Below are 22,384 nucleotides of genomic sequence, written 5' to 3' on the forward strand. Positions count from 1 at the left end.
TAGAGATACTCTTGTTAATCACTTATCACTAAACACTAAACACTAATCACTGCGAAGCTCCGCTTCGCCAAATTATCCTTATCTTATAAATGTTCTTCAAAATCTTATAAATGTTCTTCAAAGTACCGCGTTATCTTCTCATGCAGATGCACGCGGTCACGCCCAGCAACATTGTGCTTGTGCGTGGGATAGATGAACAAGTCGGGGTATGTGCGGGCATCCACACAGGCTTTCATGAACGAAAGCGTGTGTTGCGGTACGCAGGTATCGTCATGGTCGTCGTGGATTAACAGAAGATGGCCTTTCAGATTGCCTGCAATATTCTTCAGGTTAGATTGGCTATAACCCTCCGGATTACTCTGTGGCGTATCCATATACCGTTCTCCATACATTATTTCATAATATCCCCAATCAATAACCGGACCGCCCGCTACGCCTACCTTGAAAATATCCGGATAGCGGAGCATCAGCGCCGTAGTCATGTGTCCGCCATAGCTCCAGCCATGCACACCGATACGATTGCCGTCTACGTAAGGCAGGCTTTTCAGGAATTCCGCTCCTTTCACCTGGTCTTCGCCTTCCTTTATGCCGAGATGACGGAAGGTTGCATTCTCAAATTCCAATCCGCGGTTTGAGCTGCCACGATTATCGAGAGTGAACATAATATAACCTTTGTTTGCCATATAAATGTCCCAGCCGCGTACGCCGTTCTGCCAGCCGCCGGTAACCATTTGCGCATGCGGACCACCATAGACATAGATGATAACCGGATATTTCTTATCCGGATTGAAGTCCGCAGGTTTTATGAGACGATAATATAAGTCCGTTACACCATCGGCAGCCTTGATAGTGCCGACTTCGATGTTCGGCATAATGAAGCCCTTAAACGGATCTTCGGCTGTAAACAGATTGATAGTTTTGAAAGTTTTTGTGTCGATTATGTCTATCTTACGGGGTGTTTTAGGCGCTGAATAATTGTCAATGATGTATGTACCTGATGCGCTAAGTTCCCCTCTATGAACCCCATCAGTAGTGGTATTGATGCTGAAAGGCAGACTGCGCTTTCCAGTGGTTATGTTAACTGCGAAATTATTACTTCCCAATCCACCTGCGGCATTGAAGATGACTTCTTTTCTCCGGGTATTGAATCCTAAGATATCAGTTACTAACCATTTCCCATCCGTGAGTTGCTTAATCAGCTTGCCGTCCGTATCATAAAGGTAAAGATGGTTGAAACCATCACGTTGGCTTTGGTAAATGAACTTAGTGTTATCCCACGGCAGAAAGACAATGGGGTGCTGAGGTTCTACATATTTAGGATGCGTTTCCTCGAAGAGTGTAGCCATCAGTTCGCCGGTTGCGGCATTGTACTGACAGAGTTTTGCATGGTTCTGGTCACGGTTCAGTTCGATGAGATAGAGACTTCCGGCATCCGGAGCCCAACTGATATTCGTGAAGTAGCGATCGGTGGGGTCGCCTGCTTTCAGATAGACTGTCTCCCGGGTTTCAGGATTATAAATACCTACTGTTACCTTGTGGCTTGTCATACCTGCCATCGGGTATCGAACGTTGTTCAGTTCCCCCACCCGCGCGGTAATATCTACCAGCGGATACTGCGTTACCATGCTTTCGTCCATCCGGTAGAAAGCAAGTAAATCTCCACCCGGACTCCAGAAGGTTCCTTTATGAATACCGAATTCATTGCGGTGTACGCTTTTACCGCATACGATGCCTTCCGGTTCGTTGGTCACGGCATGGTCGTTTACGTAAAGGTTATTGCTCAGGGTATAGGCCACGTTACCGCTTGTGGTATTGTAATCTTTGTTGCCGGCTTTGTTCGGTACAGCCCGATTAGCGATGACCTTGTCCGCTTTCCAATCATAAACGACGTAACTGCGGGGCAGGGTGAGAAGTATCTGTGTTTTTTCAGCCCAAGGCAGACGTACTCCCTGCAGATGGTTTATTTTCCCAAGGTTTTCCTGTTTAAGCGCCCGATTGATTTTGTCGCGCGTAACGAGTAGTGTTTCTTTTCCTGTTTTAGGATTTACTGCAAGCAAGGAGTCCATTTCGGGCTTGATGCAGGTGTCTCCCCACCATTGCAAACCGTACAGGTTCTCGGTAAAACGATAGGTTTCTCCGCCGGGAATCAAGTCTTCCAGCGTCGGTTTCTTCAGTTCTTGCGCCATGGCTTCTGTTGTAAAGAGAGTCGGCAATACTAATAACGCCACTCTCGTCAATTTACTGATTATCTTCATCTTTATAACTATTATTAGTCATTCTCTTTTCTGAATCCTTTCACTTCTATTCTGCCTATCGGAGAGCTTTTCACTTGTATTGCCGCATACGGACGAAGGCACGCATGATGTTGATGTCGACTTCGATGGCTTTGGGGCTTCGGAGGATGCCGGAAAGCATGGCGACGCCTTGTTCGGTGAAGGCGAAAGGGGTATAGCGAGTACCTCCCCAACTTGAGGTTCCAAATTGGAACCTCAAACTGTTTCTTAATGAGTTACTATTCCTTTTCCCGCTTCCTCGGCTTGAACTCCCGCTTCGGCTTAAACTCTCCGCTTCCTTTCGGACGGCGTTCTTTATCAAATGGTTTCCGTTCCCTGTCTCCATCCTTACGGAACTCCCGTGGCTTGAACTCTCTGGGTTTATCTTCTCTACTACCGAATTCCCTTGGTTTACCATCCCTTGACCTGAACTCCTTCGGTTTATTATCGCGCGATTTGAATTCTCCCGGTTTACGCGGTTCCCTCGTCTTGAACTCCCGTCCTTCCCTTGCCTTGAACTCTTGTCCTTCCCGTGGCTTGAACTCCCGTCTTTCTCTTGGTTTGAAATCACCTTCCTCTCTTGGCTTGAACTCTCTCCTTTCCCTTGGTTTAAATTCCTGCCCTTCTCTTGATCTGAATTCCCGTTTCTCCCGTGGCTTGAAGTCCCCTCCTCCTCTCGGTTTGAACTCCTGTCCCTCCTGTGGTTCTCTCGGTTTGAAGCCGGACTCTCTTGTTGTTCCTTCTTCTTCGCCTTCTTCCTGCTTACGGAACTCCTTGTATTTCCCGCCAAATATTTCATACTTACGGAACTCACACTCCAATGCACCGTTAAACAAAGGTATCTTGGAGGTAGCTTTCAGACCTATCTGGTCGAAACATTCCTCACGATACGAAAGCACCCATGCAGTATTGCCGGTAAAGGCATGCTTCAAGCGTTCACCTATCATCTGGTACAGGCCCAGCAGGTCATTGGTTGAGATACGTTCACCGTAGGGCGGGTTAGTGATGATTACCGCTTTCTCTTTCGGCTGCTCAAATTGCTGGAACGGTTGCAGTTTCAGGACAACATCTTTAGATACGCCCGCCGCCTTAACATTATAGGTGGCTATTTCATTGGCCTTCGGATTATTGTCGTAGCCATATATCTTATGCACAAATTCACGTTCCTGACTATCGTCATTGTAAATCGCATCAAACATTTCCTGGTCGAAATCATTCCACTTCTCAAAGGCAAAGTCCTTACGGAACACGCCCGGAGCTATGTTACGGGCAATAAGCGCCGCTTCAATAGGTATGGTACCCGAACCGCACATCGGGTCAATCAAATCACAATCTCCCTGCCAGCCGGTCATTAAAATCATTCCGGCGGCAAGCACTTCATTCAACGGAGCCTCCACTGCTTCCTGACGATAACCGCGACGGTGCAGGGATTCGCCCGACGAGTCAAGCGAAAGAGTACATGCGGTCTGCGCAATGTGTATATTCAGTTGCACATCCGAGTTGTTGATGCGCACCGAGGGACGCTCTCCGGTCTTTTCACGAAAATAGTCCACGATTGCATCTTTTACTTTATATGATACGAATTTGGAATGACGGAACTCTTCGCTGAACACAACCGCATCTATTGAGAATGTTTTGTGCGTATCCATAAAGTCTTCCCAACGGATGGCTTTAATCTGCTCATAGACTTCATCGGCATCCTTGGCTGTGAAATGCTTGATTGGTTTCAAAATACGGATAGCGGTACGCAGGCTGAAGTTTGCCTTATACATCATTTCCTTGTCTCCGCTGAAAGACACCATACGGCGGCCTATTTCTATGTCGTTTGCTCCTAATGCAGTCAGTTCTTGTGCTAATACTTCTTCCAGACCTTGAAAGGTCTTGGCTATCATTTGAAAGGATTCCATCTATTTTGTTCTTATTTAAATTTCGTAAGTTGTCTCTATGTTAATTCTCACCTAACATCTTCCCCTGCGGGTACTTCTTACACCCCTCCTACAGGCCCTTTACAGGGCGTTTACAGAACACTTGCATTACATTTATGGAACGCTTGTGTTTCTCTTCCGTAACACTTGTGTTCCATAAATGTAACACAAGTGTTCTGTAAACGGGATGATAGCCTACTGTTTGGCAGTTACTTTTTTGCTTTCGCCTGCACAATCTTCGCCCCCGGCGGCAGGTCTTCCGTCACCCAAACATTACCGCCTATCGTGGCTCCTTGCCCGATAGTGATACGTCCCAGAATGGTAGCATTAGAATAAACAATAATGTTATCTTCCAATATAGGATGGCGGGGTATCCCCTTGATGGGCTTACCGTCAGCATCCAGCGGGAAGCTTTTGGCTCCGAGGGTTACACCTTTATAGAGTTTCACATGATTGCCTATGACACACGTCTCGCCAATTACCACACCCGTACCATGGTCTATGGTAAAGTAAGCGCCAATGGCTGCACCCGGATGAATATCAATCCCCGTCTCCCTGTGAGCCATTTCGGTAATAATGCGTGGAATAAGGGGTACGCCGAGTTGCAACAGTTCGTGGGCGATGCGGTAGTTACTGATGGCGCGGATGGCAGGATAACAACTGATTACTTCGCCGAAGCTCTGCGCCGCAGGGTCGCCGTTGTAGGCAGCTTCCACATCCGTAGCCAGTACGCGACGCATTTCCGGCAGACGGCTGATAAACTTGGCGGCTATCTGGGTAGCCTCTTCGCGTTGAAGTTCGGTACAGCAGTTACATTCATCGTCGCCGGTGAAGCAAAGACCTGCAAGAATCTGTTCGGTCAGCAAGTCGAACAAGCGTTCTACGTTTACGCCGATATGGTACTTGATGGTTCTACTGTTGACTGTGGAATTACCGAAATAACCGGGGAAGAGAATAGCGCGCGACAATTCTACAATACCCTGCAATGCTTCGGCCGAAGGTAATGGATTGCCGTCCGTGTGCTGATGAAACAGTCCTTTGTAAGATGAACTTTCCGATAGCTCATCAACTGCCTGTGTCAGGATGTGAGTGAAATTCAATGGGCTCATTAGAGTATCCTTTATTAATAAGGTGGGTACAAAGGTAGTTATTCCCAGTGAAAATCCCACATCTATAGTATGAAAATCCCACAAACATGGTATTTTCCATGAACTATTCTCCCTCTATCTTTGTACTTTAGAAAGAAGTATTAATTCAGAGCCTGTTTGAACGTTCCTTTTTAAACAAAGAGACATCTTCAAAAACAACTCTCAGAATATATTTGAGGAATATTTAAACAGTTCTTAAAACCCAATTATGTTATGACAAAGATAGCAAAACAGCTCACTGAACTTGTGGGCAACACTCCCCTGCTGGAACTGAGTAATTATAGTAAAGCAAAGGGGCTGAAGGCTCGACTGATTGTAAAACCGGAGTTGTTTAATCCTGCCGGAAGCGTGAAAGACCGCATAGCACTGGCAATGGTTGAAGATGCCGAAGCTTCTGGTTTGCTGAAGCCCGGAGCCACGATTATAGAACCTACCAGCGGAAATACCGGAATAGGGCTTGCTTTTGTTTCCGCCTCAAAAGGATACAAACTTATCCTCACCATGCCCGATACCATGAGTATTGAGCGCCGGAACTTGCTGAAAGCGCTTGGAGCCGAACTGATTCTTACGCCGGGCGCCAATGGAATGAAAGGAGCCATCGCACACGCCGAAGAGTTGAAAGCCGAAAACCCCGGCGCAGTAATTCTTCAGCAGTTTGAAAATCCCGCAAATCCTGCCGTACACGAACATACTACGGGACAGGAAATCTGGCGGGATACGGACGGGAAGGTCGATATCTTTGTTGCCGGCGTAGGTACGGGCGGAACTGTGAGCGGCGTAGGCAGTGCATTAAAGAAACACAACCCGGCAGTGAAGGTGGTAGCGGTAGAACCTGCGGATTCTCCGGTATTGTCGGGCGGCGCACCGGGTGCACACAAGATACAGGGTATTGGAGCCGGTTTCGTACCTAAGAATTATAATCCGGCAGTGGTAGACGAAATCCTGCAGGTAACGAACGACGATGCCATCCGTGCCGGGCGCGAACTGGCGCAAAAAGAAGGTCTGCTGGTCGGCATCTCTTCCGGTGCGGCAGTAAGCGCAGCTACACGCCTGGCGCTTCTTCCTGAAAATGAAGGTAAAACGATAGTTGCATTATTACCGGATACGGGCGAACGTTATCTTTCGACGCTGTTGTATGCGTTCGACGAGTATCCGCTGTAATCAGAAATAGCTGTAATCAGAGATATAGGTTCTCTTATAACTCACTCGGTCGTAATCCGAAAGATTTGCAAGTCATGCTTTCTACCTTGACTTCCCATATCACCACATTGCGTACTGCAGGTTCACCGTACTTGAATTCGTTATTGGTATATTGCTTCATGATAACATTGAGTGCACGTTGTTTTTCATCCATATCTCTGATGAAACGGACATTTCCACGACACATCACGCTACGTGATTTCATACTGTAACTGCACGCCATCTGTTGGTGTATGTACACCAATTCGTGCCCTTCGCAGAAAGTGATGCAGACACGCGGATGGTGTTCTACCATCTTTACTTTACTGCCGTTCGGGCCTAAATGCAGGTAGACAGTTCCATCCTGATAGCCGAAGTTCATGGGAATTACATAAGGATTGCCTTCCAGGTCAGTGATACCGACCATACAATAAGGACATTTGCGGATGATTGCTTCAATCTCCGCCTTTTCTGTGATTGCAATTGTGCTCATGTGATTGAATGAGGGTTTTAGTTTATGCATATATTATTCTATGAGGAATGCGAATCAGGAGTTAAAGGAGTAGTTCAAAATCTAAACCAACGCAAAGTCCAACTGCTTTTTCTCCAGATTGGCACGCGCCACCTTAATCGCGATGGCATCACCCAAACTATACGTACGATGCTTACGGCGTCCGCGCAGGCAATAGTTCTTTTCGTCGAATTCGTAGTAATCATCATCAAGGTCACGGATAGGTATCATACCCTCGCACTTGTTTTCATTCAACTCAACATACAAGCCCCACTCAGTTACACCGGAAATTACACCGTCGTAAATCTGCCCTAAGCGTTCCGTCATAAACTCCACTTGTTTGTACTTGATGGAAGCGCGTTCGGCATTGGCTGCAATTTGCTCCATATTACTGGAGTGCTCGCATAAGTCTTCGTACTTCTTTTCCGAGACACTGCGCCCGCCATCCAGATATTTAGTGAGCAGGCGGTGTACCATCATATCCGGAAAACGGCGAATGGGCGAGGTGAAGTGCGTATAATAATCGAATGCCAATCCGTAGTGTCCGATGTTGTGCGTGGAATAACGCGCTTTCTGCATAGCGCGGATAGACACGGTTTCAATAAGATTCTCTTCTTTCTTACCCTGGATATCGTCCAACAAATGGTTGATGGACTTGGAAACATCCGCCTTGGACCCACTGGTGCGTATCCTGTAACCGAAGCGTGCAATAAATTGCGCCAGATTATCCAGTTTCTCCGGATCCGGCAGGTCATGGATACGGTAAGGGAATACTTTGGGCTTCTTACTTTTCGGTACCCGCCCGATTCTTTCCGCAACAGTGCAATTGGCAAGCAACATAAATTCCTCTATCAGCTTATTGGCATCTTTTGCTTCTTTAAAATATACGCTGACAGGCTTGCCCTTCTCGTCTATCTCAAACTTCACTTCATAACGATCGAAGTTAATAGCACCGGCAGCAAAGCGTTTTTCGCGAAGCGCCTTGGCAATAGTATCCAGTACCAGGATTTCCTCTTTGAAATCTCCCTCTTTGGTTTCTATCACTTGCTGCGCCTCTTCGTAGCTGAAACGACGATCGGACTTAATCACGGTATGCACAATGCGCGAATCTTTCACTTCCCCTTTCTCGTTTATATCAAAGATAACGGAATAAGCCAATTTTTCTTCATCGGGACGTAAGGAACAGATGAAGTTGCAGAGGCGCTCGGGAAGCATCGGGATAGTACGGTCTACCAGATAGACGGACGTGGCGCGCTTCTCGGCCTCCTTGTCAATGATACCGCCTTCGGTTACGTAATGGGTAACGTCCGCAATATGGACGCCTACTTCCCAAAGCCCGTCTTTCAACTTACGGATGGAAAGCGCATCGTCAAAGTCCTTTGCGTCTTTCGGGTCGATGGTGAAAGTCGTCACCTTCCGGAAATCCTCACGCTTGGCTATTTCTTCGGCAGAGATTTCGGCAGGAATCTTATCCGCCGCCTTTTCTACGGAAGAGGGATAAATATAAGGTAAACCGAACTCGGCAAGAATGGCATGCATCTCGGTGGTATTATCACCCGTTTTTCCTAAGATGTCGATTACCTGCCCGATAGGATTCTTTGCCTTGTCGGGCCATTCCACTACTTTCACAATAGCCTTATCGCCCGTCTTCCCGCCTTTCAGTTTTTCTTTCGGGATAAAGATGTCATTGGCAAGTGTACGGTTTTCAGTAACAAGGAACGCATACGAATTGGCGACTTCCAGCGTACCCACAAAGGTATCATTAGCACGTTCCAGAATATGAACGACTTCCCCTTCGGCCTCGCGTCCGCGACGCTTGGCGTAGAAAGCTATACGCACTTTATCATTATTCATGGCATGTGCAGAGTTACGTTCGGCAATGAATATCGGGTCGCCGCCGCCTTCGGGGATGAAGAAATTCTTCCCGTTACTCTTACGGTGGAAAGTTCCCACCATTTCTATGCCGTGGTTGTTCAGCCTATACTTGCTTTTATCTACTTCGGTAATATAGTCGTCCAACAACAAGTCGCTCAGAATATCCCTGCACAACATCTTTAATGGATGCGTGGTGAGATGAAGTTGTTCAAAGATATATTTCAGAGATAGTACCTCGTCAGGTTTTGAATGGAAAAAATCCATGAGCATGGCGATAAGCTCTTTCTTTTTCATCCGTTTACCGGCTTTCTTTTCTTTCTTTTTAGCCATATATTATAGGTTTATAAACAGTTTACAGTTGTCTTATGACTACAAAGTAAACAAATAATTATCTTCAATCGTTCAATCTGCTCTCAAAATCTTGTTCTTTCATAGAAAATAACAGCTAAATAGCAGAAGCATACAGATTTATGCACTATATTTGCACGACTTATAAAAACAACTGAATGACGGAACAAGTATCAAACGAGAAAATCATTGAACGGGAAAAAGGTATTTACCGGGTAACTGTGATGGGTAGTATTGTGAATTTGCTCTTACTGGTCTTTAAATTCATTGCAGGTTTTGTAGGTCATAGTGCTGCTATGATGGCAGATGCAGTCCACTCACTATCAGACTTTGTCACCGATATTATTGTGATTGTATTTGTACGCATATCTTCCAAACCGGAGGATGAAGGGCACGATTACGGACATGGGAAATACGAGACATTGGCTACAGCCATTATCGGCATCGTACTGTTATTCGTAGGCTTTGGAATTCTTTGGAACGGCGTGTCGTCCATTTATCGTTTCTTACAGGGAGAACCTTTGCAAGAGCCTGGCATCCTGGCATTGGCAGCCGCATTGATATCTATTGTCCTGAAAGAAGCGCTTTATCGCTATACGGTACTCAAGGCAAAGAATCTTAATTCACAGGCAATGGTTGCCAATGCATGGCATCACCGCAGTGATGCGCTTTCTTCAATCGGTACGGCTATCGGTATCGGCGGAGCTATTTTACTGGGACACCAGTGGCGCGTACTCGATCCGATTGCTGCGGTAGTGGTAAGTTTCTTCATCATGAAGGTCTCCATACAATTGTTGGTTCCTTGCGTAAATGAGTTGTTGGAAAAATCACTACCTGCTAAAGTAGAAAACGAAATTCAGGATATCATTTTGTCGTTTCCGGGTGTTAGCTCACCGCATCACTTGCGTACGCGACGTATCGGTAATTATTACGCCATAGAAGTTCATGTGCGCATGGACGGTAAGATATCATTGGAAGAAGCGCACCGTACGGCGACGGCAATAGAAAATAAAATGAAAGAAATGTTCGGCAAGAATACCCATATCGGCATCCATGTAGAACCGCTGAAGTAAGTGATGAGCGATTGGTGATTAGTGATTAGCAAGTTGTATAGTGCTAATCACTAATCACCAACCACTAATCACTAAATACATTTCTTTAATCGTAAATAACTAAATTGTAATGGAATCGGTTTTAATTACAGGAGCCAGCGGATTTATCGGAAGTTTCATCGTGGAAGAAGCGTTGAGACTGAAATTTGGTGTTTGGGCGGGAGTCCGTTCAAGCAGTAGTCGCGAATATCTGCAAAATCGCAAAATACATATTCTCGAACTGGACTTTGCACACCCCAACGAACTGCGGGCACAACTCTCAGGACATAAAGGAACTTACAACAAATTCGATTACATCATCCATTGCGCCGGTACAACCAAATGCATAGACAAGCGGGAGTTCGACCGGGTAAATTACCTGCAAACAAAATATTTCATCGATACCCTCCGCGAACTGAATATGATACCGAAGCAATTCATCTACATCAGTACGTTGAGCGTCTTTGGCCCTATCCACGAAAAAACATATAAACCGATTACAGAAGAAGACTCTCCTATGCCCAACACGGCATACGGCATGAGTAAGTTTAAGGCCGAACTGTATTTGCAGAGTATTCCCGGCTTTCCATACGTCATTTATCGTCCCACAGGAGTGTACGGCCCGCGGGAGAAGGATTATTTCCTGATGGCTAAATCAATCAAACAACATACAGACTTTGCCGTGGGGTTTCGTCGTCAGGATCTGACGTTTGTCTACGTGAAAGATATTGTGCAGGCTGTATTCCTGGGTATTGAGAAAAAAGTGTGCCGCCGCGCCTATTTTCTGGCAGACGGACAAGTGTACCAAAGCCGCACTTTTTCAAACCTTATCAGGAAAGAATTAGGTAATCCGTTTGTTATTCGTGTAACATGTCCGCTAATTATATTGAAAGTTGTATCTTTGCTCGCCGAATTTTGTGCGAAACGATGCAGGAAAACCAGTACTCTCAATTCGGACAAATATAAAATAATGGAACAACGCAATTGGCAATGCGACATCAACCCTACTGTGAAAGAACTGGGCTTTACACCCCAGTATAACCTGGAACAAGGTGTGAAAGAAACCATTGCCTGGTATAAAGAAAAAGGATGGCTTTAGACTTATTTAAAAAAGTAGAAACCCGGAAAGGGTTGTTTGCTGTTGAGAAGATAACACTGATATATAACTTGTTGACTTCTATTCTGATCTTGTTTCTCTTTCAGGAAATGGATCATCCTGTACACATGTTGATTGACCGTGCCATGATTGCCGGTATGACGTTTTTGCTTATGTTTCTTTACCGGCTGGCACCTTGTAAGTTTTCTGCCTTTGTGCGCATAGCCATCCAGTTCTCCCTGCTTTCCTACTGGTATCCCGACACGTTTGAGTTCAACCGGATATTCCCAAATCTCGACCATGTCTTTGCATCGACAGAGGAGTGGTTGTTCGGTGGTCAGCCTGCGGTTTGGTTCTTTTTACGTTTCCCTCATATATGGGTAAGCGAACCATTCAACATGGGTTATTTCTTCTATTACCCGATGATTCTGATTGTGGTAGTATGGTATTTTATCTATCGTTTCTATCTTTTTGAAAAGCTGTCGTTTGTGCTGGTTACTTCTTTCTTCATCTACTATCTGATTTACATCTTCGTACCGGTTGCAGGTCCGCAATTCTATTTCCCGGCTATCGGTGACGAGAATGTGACGCAAGGCATATTTCCTTCTATTGGAGACTATTTCAACCGCCATCAGGAATTGTTGCCCGGACCGGGATACGATCATGGCTTCTTCTATAACCTGGTAGAGGGATCTCAGCGAATCGGCGAACGTCCTACAGCCGCTTTCCCCAGTTCCCATGTCGGTATTTCCACTATCCTGATGATTATGGCATGGCGCGGCAGTAAGTGGCTGTTTGCGTGTTTGGTGCCTTTCTACCTGCTGCTTTGCGGCGCCACAGTGTATATCCAAGCCCATTACCTTATAGATGTGATTGTCGGTTTCGCTTCAGCTCTCGGCCTTTACGTGGTGGTGACGTGGATGTTTAAGCGGTGGTTCGCACAGCCTATGTTTAAATGACGATAAACAACATCTAAAACTATAAACCATGAAAGCACACAAGATTTTTCTCTTCGCATGCCTGAATTTCATGGCATCCGTATCTTATGCACAGCCTGAAACTGTCATTGTTGGAAAGAAAACAGACGGAACAGACTTGAAAGCAGAATGTTACACTTTTCCGCAACGCATAGAAACTTTCTCTATGAGTGATAAAGGAGATTATCTCTGCATCAGCTTCCGCGAAACAACCCAAAGCGGAAAATATCTGAAAAACAAAGGAGAAATCGGCTTCTATGATGTGAAAAACAGACAGCTCCTGTGGACACAACCCATTGACTTCGCCACAACACAGGTAACTTGTATGTCAGAAGGAGTATTAACGACCCGCAACAATAACAAAATATCATTGCTCAGCAAAGAGAACGGAGAAAAGAGATGGGAAACCAAATTATTCCCAATACATGCGGATGATTCGCTGGAATTGATATTGGGATATAGTTCCGCCACATCCAATAAGTTACGCGCCGTCTACCTGCCATTCGGCAATGAGTTGTGGCAAAAGAAGATGCCACACAAATATGGCTGGAACCAAGTTCTTGATTTAGACCGGAATAAACGCCTGATTGTAGCAGACGATTTGCATAAACTGGATTTCATGACCGGGGAATTGTAAACCTTTGAAAGCAAACCGGGATTTTATGACACCGGCGCCGCCATATTACAGGGATTGGCGGCGGCAGCAGTTGTAGTAGCTGCAGGCGCGGCGATAAGGGGTGGCGGTTATTACTACGGCTATATACCTACCGCCAATAATACAGTCACAGGGTTAAATTCTAACATCCTGTCTCACGACTCCCTTTATTATTGGGCAGACCGGGAGCGCATTTGCTGCTTGGACACCGCTCTTAACATAGTGTGGCAGACCGAATTTACGGATGTAAAAGCATCCCGCTCACAGCTATTCGTACAAGACGACAAGTTATTCATGCTTAATTACGGGTATGGGCTGGCCAATGGAGCCTACCCCAAGAAGTACGGACGCCCGTTCATTGCCTGCTATGACTTGCAGAATGGCGAAGAACTATTCTTCAACCGGCTAAGCGTAAAGAAAGATATGATTGAAAGCGCCTTGAGAACCGACGACGCAATATATATGCTTTTTGATGACGGACTTGCCTATCAAGAACTCACGGACTCGGTAGTGAACATTGTTCCGTGGAATAAAAAAGAATATGGTAAGCTGGAGGCCATATTGCCCCATACTTATTATGTTGCTAACGAAGATACTACAGCATTTCAAGCGCTAACTTTTGATGGCGAGCATTGCCTTGTACACAATGAGCGAGGAGTTATCTACGAAGTGGATAAAGACCTTAACATCAGGAACACTTATGAACGGGAGCACATTTATGTTCCCCAAATCCCGATGAAGGATTATTTATGCATCGGCAATCAGGGAGATTATTGGTTTATCCATGAAATGGGAATGCCTGTAGCTCATCTCCAAACAGAATTCAAGAAAGGGAGAGTTATTGATAATGAGCTGTTATTGCTGAATGAAGAGAGCCAACTCCTGTTTATTGACTTGGACGAAGCGATAAAATAATCATCCGAAATCCAGCGCCAACTGCCCGTCGCCCAACAAATTAAACGTCATGCGGTGATAGGCCGTAGCTCCCCGTTCGGCAATAGCGGCACGGTGTTTCTTAGTGGGATACCCTTTATTATGGTTCCAGTCATAACAGGGAAATTCCTCGTGCAAACGGTTCATATAATCATCACGATAGGTTTTGGCAAGAATAGAGGCGGCGGCAATGGAAAGATATTTGCCGTCGCCTTTCACTACCGTCGTATGCGGAATATCCCGGTACTTTTTAAAACGATTGCCATCAATCAGAAGGTGCTGCGGACGTATTTTCAATTGGTCTACCGCACGATGCATGGCAAGGAAGGAAGCATTCAGAATATTAATCTTGTCTATTTCCGCAGGAGAAACCACGCCGACAGCCCATGCCAATGCTTCCTTCTCGATTACCTCGCGCAAGGCATAACGTTGATGTTCGCTCAACTGCTTGGAATCATTCAATAATTCATTCCTGAAATCCTTCGGAAGAATAACGGCAGCAGCATAAACAGCTCCTGCCAGACATCCGCGACCGGCTTCATCACAACCGGCCTCAACCAAGTCCTCATTCAAATAAGGTAATAGCATACTTTGTGGGGTTAGAACGCACAAAGATAAATCTTTTTATAGTTAAACTGAAGTTCAAAGGGAAATAACTGTATTTACAGAAACAGAGTTTCAATGATGCACCCACACGACTTACTATTTAGGCTCTTGTCCCCACCAATAATATATATAATTCAGTTTCCTTCCTTCGTCGGTGAGGGTAAACCAGATATTATTCTTTATTTCTGTTTCAATCTTACGGTAGACGGAAACAGGAATAGTGGCGAAAGGTCCAAAATTAACAAAATCAAAACTCACTTCATCAACCTTACCGGTACTTGAATTTACATACATTATGATTGTAAAATCATGTCCCTTTATTCTCTGCTTCTCACTGGCAGAGAATGCGGAATTGACAATAGAAAAGCGTTTAGAACGCATCACATTATCAAGTTCATGCAATTTAATACCCGCATCTGTTTGTATAAAGTTCTTTCCTGTACTCTTGTAAACAGGATAAGTATTTATCCATTTATTACTCTTATTATAAAGTATAACTGACTTAGATGTAGCCACATCACACTGATAAGTGTATCCGCTCTCATAGAATGTCTTAGTAGTGGTATAATAATTCGTCTGTGCATGCAAATATGTCACACAGAACAACATACTGATAATAATTAAAGTTCTCATAAGCAAATTCATACGCACAGACGATTATTAATTAAACGACTTACTATTTAGGCTCTTGCGCCCACCAATAATATATATAATTCAGTTTCCTTCCTTCATCGGTGAGGGTAAACCAAATATTCTTCTTTATTTCTGTTTCAATCTTACGGTAGACGGAAACAGGAATCGTGGCGAAAGGCCCAAAATTAACAAACCTAAAGCTCACCTCATCAACCTTACCGGTACTTGAATTTACATACATTATGATTGTAAAATCATGTCCCTTTATTCTCTGCTTTTCACTGGCAGAGAATGCGGAATTGACAATAGAAAAACGTTTAGAACGCATCACATTATCAAGTTCATGCAATTTAATGCCCGCATCTGTTTGTATAAAGTTCTTGCCTGTACTCTTGTAAACAGGAAAAGTATTTATCCATTTATTACTCTTATTATAAAGTGTAACTAACTTAGATGTAGCCACATCACACTGATAAGTGTATCCGCTCTCATAGAATGTCTTAGTAGTGGTATAATAATTCGTCTGTGCATGCAAATATGTTACACAGAACAACATATTGATAATAATTAAAGCTCTCATGGGCAATTTACTGTTAAAGTTCTTAAATTTGCAAAGTTCTCCAATCCCGGTCTGTCATAATCAAAAGGAAAATCATTGGCTGGATAACCGTTTTGGTGGAAAGTGGGTACAACTCCATTTAAGATATTATCCTCAAAACTGGAACGATTAACGCCAGCCCTTAAGTTTCCTTTGTTATCAATGAATTTTGCAATATCTTTTATCACACTACGCCTCGGGTCATTATTATCCCTATCCTCCCACTCGCTCCCCGGATATTCCGGTAAGCTACTTGTATAAAGATACTGTGCATAGTGCGCTTCTATCTCCCCGTTCATATTAGAGGCATTATAAGAAGAGGGTGTCTCTTGATATGCCTTGTAAGCATGCATCATTTCATGAAAAAGCTGATTACTTTCCATCTGCATACCAAGAGAAATACCTCCAGTTGAGCCATTTCCACTGAATAATCCATCTGTCCCTGCATTAAACTGAATAGTTAGAGTTTTACCACCAAGAAGAGCCTCCAATCCATTATATAGTGCTGCTCCCATACAGTTTGCCATAATCTTATTAAGCATTCTCTCTAAAGCTGCCCAGTTAGCTTGCGTCATATTTGAATTGCGGAATATTTTTTTAGCTTTCGGAGTATTATTTGAAGGGGGATTACCGGTACTTGGGGGAGGAGTAGCACCTCCCGGTGGATAATCATTCTCCCACCAATTGTCTTCGTCATCATCATAGTCATCACTACCATCATCTTCCTCGTAGCAGTCTTGTGTACATTCATCACCTACGTATCGGATACCGCAATCTTCTACTATATCAAGGACTATGCCGGATTCTAAATCACCGGTTTCAACATACGAGTAATCACAATAGTCCTCAAAAACAGGATAACATCTATCTCTACAGACCTCTACCATAGCCCGCGTCTCCGCACCGGATGCATCTACCGCTTGTTCATCATTTCTCATTTTTGACAAGGTCGCTACAATTTTCCCGTCCGAGTATCTCCATCCATTCAGAAAGGTTCCGTCCAATTCATGGAAGAGTACGGCTCCACTAAAATCCGGTTCCCTGTACAAATAGCTGTTCTTGCCTATTGTACGGGTTTTCTTCAAATAATCCAAAGTACCGACAAAAGTCATGATGAAACTCCTTGTCGTACCCTTTTTCTTGTCACGTAGAACTACCATCCTAATTGTATTCCTGATAAAATCAGACTTTTTTCCTGATTCCCAATGTTCGGCGGTCTCATTATCCATTACAATATGGATACCTTTGGCGAGTATAGGGGTTTCTACCACTTCATACCGCTTTCGGTTGTACTCCTTCGCCTTTTCCCAATAAGGTTTTTGAAGCCGTTCCCCTCCGTCTACAGATCGCGTTGCCACCACCGGAGTGTAATTGCTTTCAAACCATTGCTTTGCGGCAGAAACTGTCAACTTGCTGTCTTTTGTCTGTTCTGCCGCAGGATTTACATCATCCCGCAGTTGGTCGACACAAGCGAACAGCATGCCTAACACACTTACGTATGCTAAGATACGCCATTTCTTACATTTTACAATGTCTTTCATGTTTTTTCTTTTTAATTAAACAATTATTTTAATTCATCTTCGAAGATTCTTTTTAATTCGCGATGCAGTTTAAATGTTTCAAAGCCATATACTTTCACATGCTCATCCAGTATTTCACGAGCAATTTCGACCGCTTCCTTCCTGCGTCCAATCTCATTATACATGAAAGCTAATTTACCGCGAGGCATTTGTAATGCAGGAACCATATCCGCAGCTAACTTATACGCTGCTTCAGCCTCTTTCCACAAGCTCTTTTCTTTCAAATAATCGCCCTTCATCAGCAATAATTCCGGGGAAGGAAATTTTTCTTCCAGATAATGAACGGTATGAATGAATTCCCTATCCTGATTTTCCATTTTTGTAAGTTTGCAATAAAGGTAAGAGAAGCTGATATCGTTCCTCATCTCTTTCCTGAAATCAGCAAAGTAGTCTGTCTGCTTAAATACTTCCCGGAAGTCATGGGCATTCAGACAGGCATATAATTCGTGATAAGATTTCCATTTTATCCAAACCTTTGTGCTTAAGAAAAGGCTTGCACAATATACAACCGCTATCAACGTAATTGAAAAGGTCCTGTTAACCGATAAGGAGCTTTTCCCGCTTCCCGATCTTTTATTCAAATAGCAAGCTATACAAATGACCCACAGTGTAAGAACGGGAAATACTTGATCGGGATAAGCAAATATGCCCCATGTTATGATACCGATCAGAAGTGATTTCAATATAATGGCAATGTGGTTTTTATCTCTATACAAGAGGAAGATTCCGATAATGAATGCCAAATAGGCAAACAACCCTATTAATCCATGTTCAACTACTATACGTAGCGGCTCATTAAAAGCAAGATGCGTACTTCCTGCCAAGACTTTCTCTGCTGGAGAAGCCGACGTTTTCATGTAGTTTGCCTGATAATATAAATAGTTTGCAGCAAAGCCTCCTTTCCCATGTCCCATCAAGGGCTTGTCCTGTATCATTTCCCAACTAACTTTCCATATTAACAAACGCCCGTTTGCTGATTCAGGCTTTAGAATATATGTTCCTCCAATAGTAGTAAAAATAAAAAATAAAATTCCGATTAAATAAAGCAATTGATTTCTCTTTTGCTTATTGACTATAAATTTCTGATATAAACTATATAAAACAGAAAGCAACAAAGCTACATAAGAGGCACGAGCATAGGTTAAAATCAACAAAGAAGTACCAAATAACAGGATGGTAATTGAGAGCATTAAAAGGATACGATACTTTCTGAAGTAGCCACAAAATAATATAACACTGTTTAAAACTACGCTTAATAGTAAACTAAGCATAACTGCAAGGATTGCCGGATTATGGAACGGGCCTGTCAAAAGAAAAAAGTTACTATTGGAAGATATGTATCCGAAATACTGTAAATATCCCCAACACGCAAGCAGTGTTATGGCGCAAAGACAACTTTTAAACAATATAGCATAATGTATTCTCCGCATAAAACGGATAATAACAAACAGCAACAGCAAGCATAGACAGCCTATATTCCACAAACCCTTTAAATCAGAAAAATTGATTAGATAGAATACTAAGAAGCCAAAACTAAATATATCCAGTTTAGATATTCCGGCATCCTTTTTGACAATAATAAAAAAGAATATACTTATTATAAAGGATACTCCGGAAACACCAAAGATTGCAAACATTTTCGTATTGCTTAATATCTCAGAAGGTAAACCGGATACAGATGCTATGACCACCAATCCCAATAATATCGAGACTATATAATCTATCGTAATTTTCATTTTAAGGCCAATTTATAATAACACTTCGTTCACATGCAAGAAATATTGTTTCCCATTAATATAAAAGAAAGGAAGCTCTTCTTTACCTTCCGTTAAGTTCTTCAGCCAATACAGGGTAGCGAGAGGAACATTCTCAAAATCCAGAAAATGATGCTCCGCATATAATATCTTATGTTCTTTCCATTCTCCGTCATAATAGAGCAGCATGTAGCTATTGCCGGGAACAATCATATTGTTGGCATTACGGGGAATAAAACGGATACCCGTGATTTGTACCGGTGACTTAAAATCCATACCAATCTTTGAAGATCCCACATAAGTATTGAAATCATTGTCAAAAGCATATTCCGATTTACTGCCTGTACGAACAGGTGTACCATGTATCCGATATAGCGAACAGGATTTTTGCAATGCTACTTCCGTTTCCGAGAAATTTGGAAGAGGTGTAGGCGATGTACAATTATGATTGGAAGAATAGTCTCCGAGAAATTCCATGTGCGCGATGTTAACCGGTTCGCCATTGGGCGCGGAAAAGCGGTAATAACGGTATTGCTTATGGTTTTCAAAAGTTATCTCCTGCAAATAGGGAACAGGTATTTCCTTTACAATGCATAGTGTATCATAATGCCCTTCTTCCTGATTGCCACCTAACAGACAAGCTCCGTTCAATTTTTCGTAAAAGGCTTTCAATCTCCTTTTTTCCGGATATTTACGCAGTAAATGCAATTGGACTTTTTGAGATGTATCGCAAGTTAAAGTTATGTATTTCAGGTTTGGCGCTTCCTTATTCTTTTTATGTGTCAACAATAGTTTTCCATTTATTGCGGATACATCCACTATATCCTTAGGCTGTTTATTAACAGTCAAGGGTTGAGGTATATTTTCAGGGGCATGGGACGAGTGAATGATGAAAGGCTCGGAAATATCCAACATCTTATTGTCATCATAGCAAACGGGGAAGAATAATGTATTCAATGGAACCTGTTCAAAGACTATTTCGCTTTTGGAATGTTCTACATTTCCCCACCCCACAAGAACCAACTTATTGTCGACGGTGAACATGGCCAAATAAGCCAATTTATTACCGGTTTTCATTTTAAGTGGCAACCGCAAGGTTACAGTCTGATGATATCTGAAGGTTTGGTCACTAAGTAATGGGGTATTGAATTCTTCGGGAATGAATTCGTCTTCACCTGCCATAAAATAAGGGGTGTTTTTCTGTGCGCCGAACGTGCTACGATATACTTTCCCTGCATACTTGATATCAGTTTCCCAATCTTCCCTAAGATTATTGTCCGGCGCTGTATAAGGTTGCAGAATGCCGGCGAAATCGGGAGAAACGCACCAAAAATGCCGGTTGTCGCGATCGGTCCATTTGGGAGTATATTCATACATGGTTGGTATTCCACAGGCACGGAACACATTACAACTCCAATTGGTCATGTTGTGGCAATCCATCTTAAACTTTGGCACAAACAAGTCATAGATTCCCAAATGCTCTTTGGGACTTGTATGCTGGTTTATCCACCTGCATTTGTTTACATAGACTTTATAACGCTCAAGCTTGGTGCGAATAGAAACCGTATCTATCAGAAGCGCTTCATACATTTTCCGGATTTCGCTACGTTTATGTACAGGGAACTCATTAGTAGTACGATAGGGAAGAATGAATTCTTTAAAAAAATCAAAATCCTTCTTATAAGTATAGCCATTGGCTTCCCAAATTTGGAGCGCTTCTTCAATGTTATCAATCAGAAAATCCGCACGAATTGTTTCCAAGTCCGAAAGATAAGCCTTAGAAGTTATTTCAGGAACAGATATTGTATTAAAAGAATCCCCTAAATCCCTGCGCAATGAGTCATACTTCTGCCCGTTATACCGTAACTGTTCGGAAAGGGGTACATCATTGAATATTGCTTTATAAAGAGAATCGGTACGAATAAAGTAATCATGATACAGGTTGTCTATAAGAATCTTATCCTTACTTTCATGATACTTCATGTTGGTTATTAAAAAGCAGGCTGATTTATAAGGTACTTTGCCTCGATCTTTAAAATGATTGAGTACTGCTTCAAGTTCCGGACGGTTATCACCTGCCAATTTCAGGGCTTCTTCCAATTCAGGCGAACGGGAAGTGCAGGAAACCAGAACCAATAATATTATAATCCATAAATATGTAGCCTTCATTAATAAAATATTAAAGATTACCTAAATAGAGAGATTGTTTTTCATATTCTTTCATCCATTTTTCGGCATAAAGTTAAGAATTTAATTCAATAAAAAAACAATAAAATAGATTGCCCATATAGCATACTTTTCAATAACACACTAATTATCAAATAATTACATATTTCAACCCAACAATTAATCCACATTTTCCAACGATTAATCCACATTTTTTTATCTCATATCATTCTATTAATTTCGTACAATATGGATACACGCATTTTTTGTCGAATAAAGAAATAGGGAAAAAGATAATGTTATATGGTTTTCCCCATTTATATTTGTAACAACAAGAACTCAAATCAATATTAAGTATGAAAGCGATAAAACAAACATTGGTATTATTGGCGCTTGTAATCGGGATGAGCGGTTGCGCCAGCTTATTTGTCAATAAAGACATCATGATGCAGATACAAAAGGGAATGACTCAGGAGGAAGTATCTTCTATATTGGGAAAACCGGATTACAGACGTTTCGACCATGAATTGGAGGAGTGGGAATTCGTGAAGTATGTTGCAAACACTTCCGGGCCAACTACAATTATTGTGGGTTTCATTGACGGACGGGTAGTGAGTATGGACTCTTTCCAGAGATATTTGAATCCTCCCGTAGCCGTCTATCCATCCGCAGAAGTTGGCGGAGGAAGCATTTCTCACCCGCATGTCACTATAGGCCGGGGGATGAACGAAAGGGATTTCCAAGCATTTTATCGCAAGGTAAAAAGCAAACCTTTCAAAGACGATCAGTTGGAACTCATAGCAATAGATATGGAAAACAAAGAGCTTACATGTAGTCAATGCGTACGGCTGATGTCAATATATACGTTTGATGATGAGAAGCTCAAAGTATTGGATATTGTCGCTTCACAAATTGCGGATAAGGAGAATTATGACAAAATAATAGACGCACTTAGTTTTATCAGTAGCCAGGAAAAGGCGAGAGTCGCTTTGGGTATAAAGAAGTAAACTCGCAAACACCTCCATAAAGTTGAAAA

18 protein-coding genes and 1 pseudogene are annotated in these 22,384 nt (G+C 43.0%); 7 read left to right on the plus strand and 12 right to left on the minus strand.

Going from position 1 to position 22,384, the window contains the following annotated elements:
- Positions 1–104: 104 nt before the first annotated feature.
- The 4 genes and pseudogenes from B2Z67_RS10875 to B2Z67_RS10890 form a co-directional block, all read right to left on the minus strand.
- Complete coding sequence (locus B2Z67_RS10875) at positions 105–2,255, minus strand: S9 family peptidase (protein ID WP_414630805.1); 2,151 nt, start codon at positions 2,253–2,255, stop codon at positions 105–107.
- Between the two features lie 76 nt (positions 2,256–2,331).
- Positions 2,332–2,619, minus strand: a pseudogene (locus B2Z67_RS15950) (ORF6N domain-containing protein); the annotation flags it as partial.
- Positions 2,513–4,180, minus strand: a complete 1,668-nt coding sequence (locus tag B2Z67_RS10885) for a THUMP domain-containing class I SAM-dependent RNA methyltransferase (RefSeq protein ID WP_291529852.1) — start codon at positions 4,178–4,180, stop codon at positions 2,513–2,515. The gene B2Z67_RS10885 and the pseudogene B2Z67_RS15950, both read right to left, overlap by 107 nt.
- A 227-nt stretch (positions 4,181–4,407) precedes the next feature.
- A complete protein-coding gene (locus B2Z67_RS10890) occupies positions 4,408–5,307 on the minus strand; it encodes a serine O-acetyltransferase (protein ID WP_291529853.1) in 900 nt (299 codons plus the stop codon).
- Positions 5,308–5,559: 252 nt separating this feature from the next.
- On the opposite strand from B2Z67_RS10890, the gene cysK reads away from it, so the two are divergent.
- Positions 5,560–6,507: a cysteine synthase A gene (gene cysK, locus B2Z67_RS10895; protein ID WP_291529854.1), complete on the plus strand. Its 948-nt coding sequence runs from the start codon at positions 5,560–5,562 to the stop codon at positions 6,505–6,507.
- Between the two features lie 34 nt (positions 6,508–6,541).
- Here cysK and B2Z67_RS10900 read toward each other — a convergent pair whose 3' ends face one another.
- Together B2Z67_RS10900 and rnr are read right to left on the minus strand one after the other, a co-directional pair.
- Positions 6,542–7,018 (minus strand): pyridoxamine 5'-phosphate oxidase family protein, encoded by a 477-nt coding sequence (locus B2Z67_RS10900; protein WP_291529855.1) that lies wholly within the window; start codon positions 7,016–7,018, stop codon positions 6,542–6,544.
- An 81-nt stretch (positions 7,019–7,099) separates the two neighbouring features.
- Entirely contained in the window at positions 7,100–9,241 is a 2,142-nt protein-coding gene (gene rnr / locus B2Z67_RS10905) for a ribonuclease R (protein ID WP_291529856.1), read from the minus strand.
- Between the two features lie 176 nt (positions 9,242–9,417).
- Between rnr and B2Z67_RS10910 the strand changes: the two genes are divergently transcribed.
- The 5 genes from B2Z67_RS10910 (at position 9,418) to B2Z67_RS10930 (ending at position 13,993) form a co-directional block, all read left to right on the plus strand.
- Complete coding sequence (locus B2Z67_RS10910; protein ID WP_291529857.1) at positions 9,418–10,332, plus strand: cation diffusion facilitator family transporter; 915 nt, start codon at positions 9,418–9,420, stop codon at positions 10,330–10,332.
- A 109-nt stretch (positions 10,333–10,441) separates the two neighbouring features.
- A complete protein-coding gene (locus B2Z67_RS10915; RefSeq protein ID WP_291529858.1) occupies positions 10,442–11,449 on the plus strand; it encodes an NAD-dependent epimerase/dehydratase family protein in 1,008 nt (335 codons plus the stop codon).
- Positions 11,440–12,405, plus strand: a complete 966-nt coding sequence (locus tag B2Z67_RS10920; protein ID WP_291529859.1) for a phosphatase PAP2 family protein — start codon at positions 11,440–11,442, stop codon at positions 12,403–12,405. Before B2Z67_RS10915 ends, B2Z67_RS10920 begins: the two co-directional genes overlap by 10 nt.
- Positions 12,406–12,433: 28 nt before the next feature.
- Entirely contained in the window at positions 12,434–13,060 is a 627-nt protein-coding gene (locus B2Z67_RS10925; protein WP_291529860.1) for a hypothetical protein, read from the plus strand.
- Positions 13,061–13,114: 54 nt separating this feature from the next.
- Entirely contained in the window at positions 13,115–13,993 is an 879-nt protein-coding gene (locus tag B2Z67_RS10930) for a hypothetical protein (protein ID WP_291529861.1), read from the plus strand.
- On the opposite strand, the gene B2Z67_RS10935 is transcribed toward B2Z67_RS10930, so the two are convergent.
- The 6 genes from B2Z67_RS10935 to B2Z67_RS10960 form a co-directional block, all read right to left on the minus strand.
- Entirely contained in the window at positions 13,994–14,599 is a 606-nt protein-coding gene (locus B2Z67_RS10935; RefSeq protein WP_291529862.1) for a ribonuclease HII, read from the minus strand.
- Between the two features lie 114 nt (positions 14,600–14,713).
- Positions 14,714–15,250 (minus strand): DUF5043 domain-containing protein, encoded by a 537-nt coding sequence (locus B2Z67_RS10940; RefSeq protein WP_291529863.1) that lies wholly within the window; start codon positions 15,248–15,250, stop codon positions 14,714–14,716.
- A 43-nt stretch (positions 15,251–15,293) separates the two neighbouring features.
- On the minus strand, positions 15,294–15,830 hold the full coding sequence (locus B2Z67_RS10945; protein WP_291529864.1) for a DUF5043 domain-containing protein: 537 nt from the start codon (positions 15,828–15,830) through the stop codon (positions 15,294–15,296).
- Entirely contained in the window at positions 15,827–17,389 is a 1,563-nt protein-coding gene (locus B2Z67_RS10950; protein WP_291529865.1) for a hypothetical protein, read from the minus strand. Before B2Z67_RS10950 ends, B2Z67_RS10945 begins: the two co-directional genes overlap by 4 nt.
- A 23-nt stretch (positions 17,390–17,412) precedes the next feature.
- Complete coding sequence (locus B2Z67_RS10955; RefSeq protein ID WP_291529866.1) at positions 17,413–19,164, minus strand: O-antigen ligase family protein; 1,752 nt, start codon at positions 19,162–19,164, stop codon at positions 17,413–17,415.
- A gap of 12 nt (positions 19,165–19,176) precedes the next feature.
- The gene (locus tag B2Z67_RS10960) at positions 19,177–21,351 is read right to left on the minus strand and encodes a hypothetical protein (protein ID WP_291529867.1); all 2,175 of its coding nucleotides are present in this window, start codon (positions 21,349–21,351) and stop codon (positions 19,177–19,179) included.
- A gap of 353 nt (positions 21,352–21,704) precedes the next feature.
- Here B2Z67_RS10960 and B2Z67_RS10965 point away from each other — a divergent pair, with 353 nt between their 5' ends.
- Positions 21,705–22,355, plus strand: a complete 651-nt coding sequence (locus B2Z67_RS10965; protein WP_291529868.1) for a DUF4476 domain-containing protein — start codon at positions 21,705–21,707, stop codon at positions 22,353–22,355.
- The last annotated feature ends 29 nt before the right edge of the window (positions 22,356–22,384 follow it).

The organism is Bacteroides sp. UBA939 (assembly GCF_002293435.1).
Classification (GTDB): Bacteria; Bacteroidota; Bacteroidia; order Bacteroidales; family Bacteroidaceae; genus Bacteroides.

Bases quoted from the DNA above. Each gene is read 5' to 3' on its own strand.
- B2Z67_RS10910 (WP_291529857.1), top strand. From the start codon at position 9,418: ATGACGGAACAAGTATCAAACGAGAAAATCATTGAACGGGAAAAAGGT.
- B2Z67_RS10965 (WP_291529868.1), top strand. From the start codon at position 21,705: ATGAAAGCGATAAAACAAACATTGGTATTATTGGCGCTTGTAATCGGG.
- B2Z67_RS10915 (WP_291529858.1), top strand. From the start codon at position 10,442: ATGGAATCGGTTTTAATTACAGGAGCCAGCGGATTTATCGGAAGTTTC.
- B2Z67_RS10890 (WP_291529853.1), bottom strand. From the start codon at position 5,307: ATGAGCCCATTGAATTTCACTCACATCCTGACACAGGCAGTTGATGAG.
- B2Z67_RS10875 (WP_414630805.1), bottom strand. From the start codon at position 2,255: ATGAAGATAATCAGTAAATTGACGAGAGTGGCGTTATTAGTATTGCCG.
- rnr (WP_291529856.1), bottom strand. From the start codon at position 9,241: ATGGCTAAAAAGAAAGAAAAGAAAGCCGGTAAACGGATGAAAAAGAAA.
- cysK (WP_291529854.1), top strand. From the start codon at position 5,560: ATGACAAAGATAGCAAAACAGCTCACTGAACTTGTGGGCAACACTCCC.
- B2Z67_RS10940 (WP_291529863.1), bottom strand. From the start codon at position 15,250: ATGAGAACTTTAATTATTATCAGTATGTTGTTCTGTGTGACATATTTG.
- B2Z67_RS10950 (WP_291529865.1), bottom strand. From the start codon at position 17,389: ATGAAAGACATTGTAAAATGTAAGAAATGGCGTATCTTAGCATACGTA.
- B2Z67_RS10885 (WP_291529852.1), bottom strand. From the start codon at position 4,180: ATGGAATCCTTTCAAATGATAGCCAAGACCTTTCAAGGTCTGGAAGAA.
- B2Z67_RS10935 (WP_291529862.1), bottom strand. From the start codon at position 14,599: ATGCTATTACCTTATTTGAATGAGGACTTGGTTGAGGCCGGTTGTGAT.
- B2Z67_RS10960 (WP_291529867.1), bottom strand. From the start codon at position 21,351: ATGAAGGCTACATATTTATGGATTATAATATTATTGGTTCTGGTTTCC.
- B2Z67_RS10920 (WP_291529859.1), top strand. From the start codon at position 11,440: ATGGCTTTAGACTTATTTAAAAAAGTAGAAACCCGGAAAGGGTTGTTT.
- B2Z67_RS10900 (WP_291529855.1), bottom strand. From the start codon at position 7,018: ATGAGCACAATTGCAATCACAGAAAAGGCGGAGATTGAAGCAATCATC.
- B2Z67_RS10945 (WP_291529864.1), bottom strand. From the start codon at position 15,830: ATGAGAGCTTTAATTATTATCAATATGTTGTTCTGTGTAACATATTTG.
- B2Z67_RS10925 (WP_291529860.1), top strand. From the start codon at position 12,434: ATGAAAGCACACAAGATTTTTCTCTTCGCATGCCTGAATTTCATGGCA.
- B2Z67_RS10955 (WP_291529866.1), bottom strand. From the start codon at position 19,164: ATGAAAATTACGATAGATTATATAGTCTCGATATTATTGGGATTGGTG.